Raw genomic sequence first — 7,984 nt, forward strand, 5'->3', positions numbered from 1 at the left:
AATATCGTGGCAATCACCAACTGCTATTTATGCAAAACTCAAGGACTATTGATCTGCTTGATAGTGATATGAGCGTTGATGAGTTTAAAGAGGAGTGGGCTAAATATGCACTAAAAGAGCGGTTTAATATAACTTTATCTGGCGAAGATACCAAAAATGCTGTCAATATACTAAAAGAGATGAATGAAAAAGGTTTTCAGGATATAGAGAGCGTTGAAGAAGAAAAAGACGACACCAAAGAGAAAAAATTTACTCCTATACAAGTTACTAAAAAGTCTCAAACCTATAAGTTTGAAGCCGATGAGAGATTTAAGGAGCTTTATAAATTTATAAAGAGTGAATTTGATAGTGGCAAGAGTATGTTTGAAATTTTAGAAAAAGTAGCAAAGCTTAAAGTGGATAAGAGGGCATAGGTATTTTATAAGCAAAGAACGGAATTTTTATAATTTAAATTTCAAAGAAAAAGCATAGATATCCTAAGACTTATGCAAAAGATAAAAAATATGGCTTAGCCAGCAAAGTATTGATATTAAGTTGCTGGTAAGATAAATTTACATCCACTCAAGCACTTGCGTGATATCTTTGGCGTAAAAGCACTTTAGACCTTGCGTATCAAGCGGTTTGTTTGGGATGATGGCGTTTTTAAATTTCTGCGTTTTTGCCTCTTTTAGGCGCTGATCGAGGTTGAAAATTTCTCTTATCTCACCGTTTAGGCTTAGCTCACCGATGAAGACGCTATCCTTGCTGATAGGGCGGTTTTTGAAGCTGCTGATTATCGCTGCGATGACGGCTAGATCGGCCGCAGTCTCGCTTATCTTAACGCCACCTGAAACGTTTATAAAGACGTCGTAGTGCCCAAGTGGAATTTCAAGCTTTCGCTCAAGTAGGGCTAGCAGCATATCTAGGCGGTTTCTCTCAAAGCCAGTCGAGCTTCGCTTTGGATAGGCGCTTTCACAAACGAGCGCCTGAATTTCGATGCTAAGCGCCCTTGAACCCTCCATTATGATGGTGATCGCACTGCCACTCATCGCCCCGCCACGCGTGAAAAATTTGCTTGAGACCTCATTTGCGCTCACCAGTCCGTGCTGGCTCATCTCAAATATACCAACCTCGCTCGTCGAACCAAAGCGGTTTTTAAACCCACGCAAAATTCTCAGCTCTCTGCTCGCGTCACCCTCGAAATAAAGCACCACATCGACCATATGTTCAAGCACTCTAGGCCCTGCGATTGAGCCCTCTTTGGTTATGTGCCCGATGATGAAAACACAGATATTTTGGCTCTTTGCAAGCCTCATCAGCTCAAATGTGATCTCACGAACCTGCGTGATCGAGCCTGGCGCGGAGGTTATATTTTGGCTATAAAGTGTTTGTATGGAGTCAATGACTAGCACCTTATAATCGCTCTTTTGCACCTCTAGCAGGATATCTTCTAGGCAAATTTCAGTTAGCAGGTATAAATTTTTATCCACAGCATTTAGCCTATCAGCTCTCATTTTTATCTGGCTTTGGCTCTCTTCGCCGCTTACATAGAGCGTTTTTTTGCCGTCTTTTGCTAAATTTGAGCCAATTTTTAGAAGCAGGGTTGATTTGCCAATTCCCGGACTGCCACCTATTAAAACAAGCGAGCCCTCGACCACGCCACCACCAAGAACAAGGTCTAGCTCGCTATCTTTGGTGCTAAATCTAGTGAAATTTTGAATTTCAACTTCGTCGATGCTTATGGCTTTGCTGGGTGTGCTAGCGCTTTTTGCTATCTCTTTACTTATCTTTATCTCTTGTTGGCTAAGCTCGACAAAGCTATCCCAAGCCCCACATTGTGGGCATTTGCCCAGCCACTTTGCTTGTTGATTACCGCAGGCTTGACACTCAAAAACTGGCTTTGCTTTTGCCATAATATATCCTTTTTAAAATTTCAACTACTATCACTCCAAAAGCCGCTCCGATCATGTCAGCTACGATGTCAAGCAGGCTAAAGCTCCTGTTTGGTAAAAATGCCTGAACGAGCTCTATTTGCACGCCAAAGGCTAAAAGTAGGGCTAAATTTTTTAAAATTTTAAACTCATAGCCAAGGTAGAGCAGTATATAAAGGACGAAAAAAGCTAAAAAATGGTTTGCTTTGTCCCACGAATTTTCGATGATCGCAGGACTTTTTGGAGTAAATGCAAGAAAATCAATCGCCAAAAGAGCAGCGAAAAAGCAAATTTTACTAAGAAATTTTACCCTACTCAAAAATGGCGTCCATCAGCTCGTCTAAAAACTCGTCTGGGTTAAATTTGATGATATCGTCCATGCTCTCGCCAACGCCTATATAAAATATAGGTAGCTCAAGCTCCCTTGCCACGCCAAATAGCGCTCCGCCCTTTGCAGTGCCGTCAAGCTTTGTGATGATGACGCCATCAAGCGATACGATCTCGTTAAATGCCTTTGCCTGCGCGACGCCAGCGTTGCCCTGCGTGCCATCGAGGATGAGGATCTTGCGGTGAGGCGCCTTTTCGTAGGCTTTTTTGCTGATACGAACGATCTTATCAAGTTCGTTTGCTAGATTTGTCTGGTTTTGAAGCCTGCCAGCCGTGTCTAGGATGACGCGGTCGATGCCTTTTGCAAGGGCCGAGCTGATCGTATCGTAAGCAACAGCTGAAGGGTCGTGACCTTGCTGGGTGGCGACTATTGGCACATTTAGTCTGATTGACCATTGGCGAAGCTGCTCGATCGCCCCAGCTCTAAATGTATCGCAAGCGCCCAAAATGACGCTTTTGCCATTATTTTTATATAAATTTGCTAGCTTTGCGATGGTTGTCGTCTTACCAGCACCATTTACGCCGAGGATAAGATTGACAAATGGCTTATCAGGCTCGATCACACGCTCATTTTCGTAGATAAAATAGCTACTCATAACGCGCCTAAGATCAGCTCTGCTCACTTCATCTTGTGGCGGTAAGTAGTATAAAATTTCTTCCACGATCTCGTAAGCTACGTCGGCCTCAAGTAAAATTTCTTCTAAGCTCTCTTTGTCTATCTTTTTTGACTTCTTCGCTGAGCTTATCGCTCCAAAAGTCTTCTCAAAGCCTTTTTTTAGAAAATCAAGCATTATTTTGTTGCCCTATTTATGTCATTTTCAAGCATCTCTTCAGGTACAAGACCGATGTAGCCTTGAACGTAGTCACCATTTGCTTTAAAAAGTGCTGACGCAGGCAAGCCTTTTATGCCGCCCATCGCTTTTTCAAATAAAAAATTTCCCTCGCCGACTGCGACTTCGTATTTTATTTTATATTTTTGAGCAAAATCTTTTACTTCATCTTCACTTTTGTCTTCAAGTAGCACACCAACGATATCTAGTTCGTTTTTAAATTTCTCGCTTAGGTTGTTTAAGTGTGGGATCTCAGCCTTGCAAGGAGGACACCAAGTGGCAAAAAATACGTAAAGAGTTGCTTTTTTACCATCTTTTACGTCAAAGCCATTGCTTCTTTTTGTAATCTGCATAGTTGTGCCACTTAGCAGCTTTAGATTTATCTCTTTTATCTCGTTTTCTTGGGCACTTTCACTCATTTTTGGAGTGAGTGAGTCTTTGCTTAAATTTTCATCTTTGCTAGCATTTTTATCTAAAATTTTGCTTTGCGTTTGTTCGCTTGTGTTTTGCTCTTTTTTTTGCTTGTTCTCGTTGCCGCATCCAAAAAATGCAAAAATGCAAAGTGATGTTATAATTGCTCGTTTTAATGTCATAACTTTCCTTTTGAATTTGAATAAGATTTCAGGATTATACAAGAAAGAGTATAAAATGAGCGTTAATTTAGAAAAAAATGAATTTAGAAAAAATGCAAGAGCAAATTTAATGAAACTTACTAAATTTAAGGCCAAATGCTCGCACTATAAAGCTACAAAAACGCTTTTGAAATTGATAAATTTTACAAATTCTAAGAAAGTACTGTTTTATTTGCCACTTAACTACGAAGTTGATGTGCTTAAAATAAGGCGAAATTTATCACATAAATGTGAAATTTTTGCCCCTTTTATGGTAGGTCTTAGCTTAAAGATGGTAAGATTGCGACTGCCACTTATAACTTATAAATTTAATGTCAGACAGCCATCTGGCAAAAAAATGGATAATGTTAGACTTGATATGGCGGTAGTTCCAGCGATTGGGGTTGATGGAGCTATGGCAAGGATAGGGCATGGAAAAGGATTTTATGATAGATTTTTTGACTCTTTGCCCATTAAGCCAAAACGGATAGTTTTTCTTGAGATAAAAGACTTTTACACCAAAGATGTGCTTTCAAATGCACAAGATGTGGTAGCAGACTTTTATATAACCCCAAACAAAAATTATATAAAAAGAGGAATAAATGATAGAGGTTTTAATAGGCTTAGGAGCCGGTGTGGCGGGCGTTGGAGCAGGGTATCTATACGCCAAAAAGATAAATGATGCAAACTACAACATATTCTTAGAACAAGCAAAAGCAAAGGCAAAAGCTATTGAGTATGAAGCTGAGCTAACGCTTAAAAATTCTAAAATTTCAGTACAAGAGGCTGAATTTGAGGCTAAAAAAAGATACGACGACAAGACGACAAAGCTTCAAAAAGAGTATGCAAATAAATTTGATGAGCTAACCAAAAAAGAGAAAATTTTGCTAAATGAGCAAGAGCTTTTAAACGAGAGTAAAGAGCTTTTTGAAAAAGATAAGCAAGACGCAAAGATCACTTACGAAGAGGGTTTAAATTTAAAAGCGACTTATCAAAACAAAGTAGAAGAAGCAATAAGAGTGCTTGAGCACGCTGCTGGCTTAACAGAAGAAGAAGCAAAAGAGGTCGTGCTTAAAAAGGTCGAGGAGAAGTCTCGTGCGGATATTGCTCATATCGTTAGAAAATACGAAGAAGAGGCAAAAAGAGAGGCTAAAAAGAGGGTTAATTACATATTAGCGCAGGCTACGTCAAGATTTGCTGGAGAATTTGCGGCTGAGCGTCTGATAAATGTCGTAAATATTAAAAACGATGAGCTAAAAGGTAGGATCATTGGCAAAGAAGGACGTAACATCAAGACCCTTGAAATGGTGCTTGGCGTTGATATCATCATCGATGATACCCCACACGCGATCATCTTAAGCAGCTTTAACCTTTACAGACGTGCGATCGCTACAAGAGTGATCGAACTCTTGGTGGAGGACGGCAGAATTCAGCCAGCGAGGATAGAAGATCTTCACAAAAAAGTGACTGAAGAATTTGAGCAAAGCATACAAGAAGAGGGTGAAAACATCGTCATGGATCTTGGTCTAAATAAAATTCATCCAGAGATAGTAAAACTAATAGGCAAGCTTAAATTTAGAGCGAGCTACGGTCAAAATGCCTTGGCTCACAGCCTTGAAGTAGCTCACCTTGCTGGCATCATCGCAGCTGAGTGTGGCGGAGATGAGAAGCTTGCAAAAAGAGCTGGCATACTTCACGATATCGGTAAAGCGCTAACTCACGAGTATGAGGGCAGCCACGTTGATCTTGGAGCTGAAATTTGCAAACGCTACAAAGAGCATCCAGTTGTCATTAACGCCATCTACGCTCACCACGGCCACGAAGAGGCAACAAGTATAGAAAGTGCGGCTGTTTGCGCAGCTGACGCACTAAGTGCAGCTCGTCCAGGTGCAAGGCGTGAGGTGCTTGAGAGCTTCTTAAAGCGTGTTGAAGAGATAGAAAATATTGCAAAAAGCAAAGATGGCATCAAACAAGCTTATGCGATAAATGCAGGCCGTGAAATTCGCGTCATAGCAAATGCTAAGCTCATAAATGACGACGAGGCAGTGCTTGTAGCAAAAGAGATAGCTCAAGAGATCGAGAGCAAGGTGCAGTATCCTGGTGAGATAAAAGTAAGCGTCATCAGAGAGACTCGTGCTGTTGATTTTGCAAAATAACGGCAATATATGAAATTTCTTTTTTCAATTTTATTATTTTTTTCACTTGGCTTTGCCAGCGAGGAGCTCGTGCTAGACTCGGCAAACTCGTTTATAACAACTATGAGAGGCGCTAGAAACGCCCCTATAAAAGAGCTAATCGAGCAGTCAAAAGCGACGATCATCTTTCCAAGTGTTAAAAAGGTCGGTTTTGTAGTTGGTGGCATGGGCGGAGATGGCATCATGGTTGTTGGTAACATTAACTCGCCAAGTGAAATTTTACCAGTTAGCATAAGTGGCGGCAGTATCGGTATACAGCTTGGTTATGAAGATAGTTCACTTGTACTTTTTATATTTAAAGATAGCATTATCCACGATATTAAAGATGCCAAGATCACGCTTGATACAAAGCTTTCAGTAGCTTTTGGTGACATTGGACGCAATTACAGTAAAGTAAGCGATTTTAAATTTTCAAGTGATATCTATGCTTATGCTGCAAATGATGGGTTTTTTGCGGGAGCTAGCTTTGGTGGAGCAGTCATCAGTGTAAGAGAAGAAATTTTAAAGCAAAGTGGCTATGCCTATGAACAGCTAATAGCCTCTGCATCTAAACTTTTAGGAGATTAATGCAAGATATCATAAACTCAGTTTCAACGTACGGCTATATTGTATTGTTTTTTTATAGCCTTGGTGGCGGTATGGTTGCATTAATCGCCGCTGGGATATTAAGCTTTGCAGGCAAAATGGACATCACTCTTAGCATAATTGTCGCTGCTGTGGCAAATACAATCGGCGACACACTAATTTTTTATGTTGCAAGATTTAATAAAAACTCATTTATGCCTTATATCAAAAATCATAAAAGAAAGCTTGCTTATGCAGGAATTTTGGCCAAAAAACACGGTGATAAGATAATATTTATCAAAAAATTTATCTACGGAGTTAAAACTTTGGTTCCTATCGCGCTTGGACTTACGAAGTATTCATTTTATAAATTTAGTATTATAAATTTGATCTCGTCAGTACTTTGGGCGGTCATTATCGGATTTGCTAGCTTTAAAGCGGGTGATTATTTTGTAGGTGCAAGCGACTATCTTGGCGAGCATGGATATATTATGCCTCTTGCTATGGTTTGTTTGTTGCTTGGAATTTGGTTTTTTTTACAACATATTACAAAAAGGAGAAAAGCATGAAAAAGGTGATATCTGCTTTAATCGTAGTTATCGTGGTAGCCATTGGAGCGATTTATTTTGCTTCAAATGAGGTGGAAAAGAACTATCAAAGGATAGTGAATGATCTAAACAATATTAAGGGCTTTAAAATTTCTAATAACAATTACAAAAAAGGTTTTTTTGGCTCAAAAGGATCATTTGATTTTAGTGTTTCAAAAGATCTTTTGGAAAATATATTTGGTAAAAATGTAAATGAGGATTTGGTTTTTAAAGTAGAAAATGAAATTTCTCATACAGCGCTTGCTTTTATAGATGGCTTTGAAATAGACTCAAAAATTTCTATTCAAAACGATATGATTAAAAACATTATCGCAACATTTATGGGTTCAAATGTTATTGCAACAACTAAAACAAAAGTTAGCTTAACTGGCGATAAAGATGTGGATATTAAATTTAGCAATATTGAATTTAATGATAAGCAAAAAACCGCCGTTAATACAAAAGATATAAAGATTGGTATGACGCTTGATTCAAAAGATAGTATAAACAGCTTAAAGGTTGAAGCAGACAAGATTGTTTTGAAAGATTTTAGTGAGTACAACAAAGTTGATCTAAATATCGAAGGATTTTATGTTGACTCAAGTTATAAAGAGCCAGTTAAGATTTCAAAAATTTTAGAGAGTCAGCTTGTACCTTATCTAGCAAAAGTTAAATTTAAAAGGGTGTCTTTCGCATCTAATGATGTAAGTAATATTTTGATAGATGACTTTAAGTATGACTCAAAATTTGAAATCTCAAATGATCTTGGAAGATCAGACGATGTTATAAAAATAGGTATAGTAGCAGTTGATAAAGTAAAATATACAGATTTTGTCTTTGATAGCAAAATCGCAAATATCAATGTGCCCGCATTAAATAATGTATTAGACAAGCTTAATA

At 38.7% G+C, this 7,984-nt stretch carries 10 protein-coding genes; 6 read left to right on the forward strand and 4 right to left on the reverse strand.

Going from position 1 to position 7,984, the window contains the following annotated elements; all coding sequences use genetic code 11:
• A partial coding sequence (locus FZ949_RS09630) for a Cj0814-related protein (protein ID WP_262367792.1) occupies positions 1–413 on the forward strand: 413 nt, incomplete at its 5' end.
• A gap of 138 nt (positions 414–551) precedes the next feature.
• Here FZ949_RS09630 and radA read toward each other — a convergent pair.
• From radA to FZ949_RS07275, 4 genes are read right to left on the reverse strand one after another with little or no spacing between them, the layout of a single operon-like run.
• Entirely contained in the window at positions 552–1,892 is a 1,341-nt protein-coding gene (gene radA, locus FZ949_RS07260) for a DNA repair protein RadA (RefSeq protein ID WP_103579897.1), read from the reverse strand.
• Positions 1,867–2,229: a VanZ family protein gene (locus tag FZ949_RS07265; protein ID WP_021085260.1), complete on the reverse strand. Its 363-nt coding sequence runs from the start codon at positions 2,227–2,229 to the stop codon at positions 1,867–1,869. The genes radA and FZ949_RS07265 overlap by 26 nt, the downstream gene beginning before the upstream one ends.
• A complete protein-coding gene (ftsY, locus tag FZ949_RS07270) occupies positions 2,222–3,088 on the reverse strand; it encodes a signal recognition particle-docking protein FtsY (RefSeq protein WP_148790304.1) in 867 nt (288 codons plus the stop codon). The genes FZ949_RS07265 and ftsY overlap by 8 nt, the downstream gene beginning before the upstream one ends.
• Complete coding sequence (locus tag FZ949_RS07275; RefSeq protein ID WP_103579899.1) at positions 3,088–3,720, reverse strand: TlpA family protein disulfide reductase; 633 nt, start codon at positions 3,718–3,720, stop codon at positions 3,088–3,090. Before FZ949_RS07275 ends, ftsY begins: the two co-directional genes overlap by 1 nt.
• 55 nt (positions 3,721–3,775) lie before the next feature.
• Between FZ949_RS07275 and FZ949_RS07280 the strand changes: the two genes are divergently transcribed.
• The 5 genes from FZ949_RS07280 to FZ949_RS07300 all read left to right on the forward strand — a co-directional run.
• On the forward strand, positions 3,776–4,420 hold the full coding sequence (locus FZ949_RS07280; protein WP_103579900.1) for a 5-formyltetrahydrofolate cyclo-ligase: 645 nt from the start codon (positions 3,776–3,778) through the stop codon (positions 4,418–4,420).
• Entirely contained in the window at positions 4,341–5,894 is a 1,554-nt protein-coding gene (gene rny / locus FZ949_RS07285) for a ribonuclease Y (RefSeq protein ID WP_103579901.1), read from the forward strand. The genes FZ949_RS07280 and rny overlap by 80 nt, the downstream gene beginning before the upstream one ends.
• A 9-nt stretch (positions 5,895–5,903) precedes the next feature.
• Entirely contained in the window at positions 5,904–6,500 is a 597-nt protein-coding gene (locus FZ949_RS07290; protein WP_103579902.1) for a lipid-binding SYLF domain-containing protein, read from the forward strand.
• Positions 6,500–7,066, forward strand: coding sequence for a DedA family protein (locus FZ949_RS07295; RefSeq protein ID WP_148790305.1), 567 nt, complete (start codon positions 6,500–6,502; stop codon positions 7,064–7,066). Before FZ949_RS07290 ends, FZ949_RS07295 begins: the two co-directional genes overlap by 1 nt.
• A partial coding sequence (locus tag FZ949_RS07300) for a DUF945 family protein (RefSeq protein WP_148790318.1) occupies positions 7,063–7,984 on the forward strand: 922 nt, incomplete at its 3' end. The genes FZ949_RS07295 and FZ949_RS07300, both read left to right, overlap by 4 nt.

It is taken from the genome of Campylobacter concisus, assembly GCF_902460545.1.
GTDB lineage: Bacteria > Campylobacterota > Campylobacteria > Campylobacterales > Campylobacteraceae > Campylobacter_A > Campylobacter_A concisus_AE.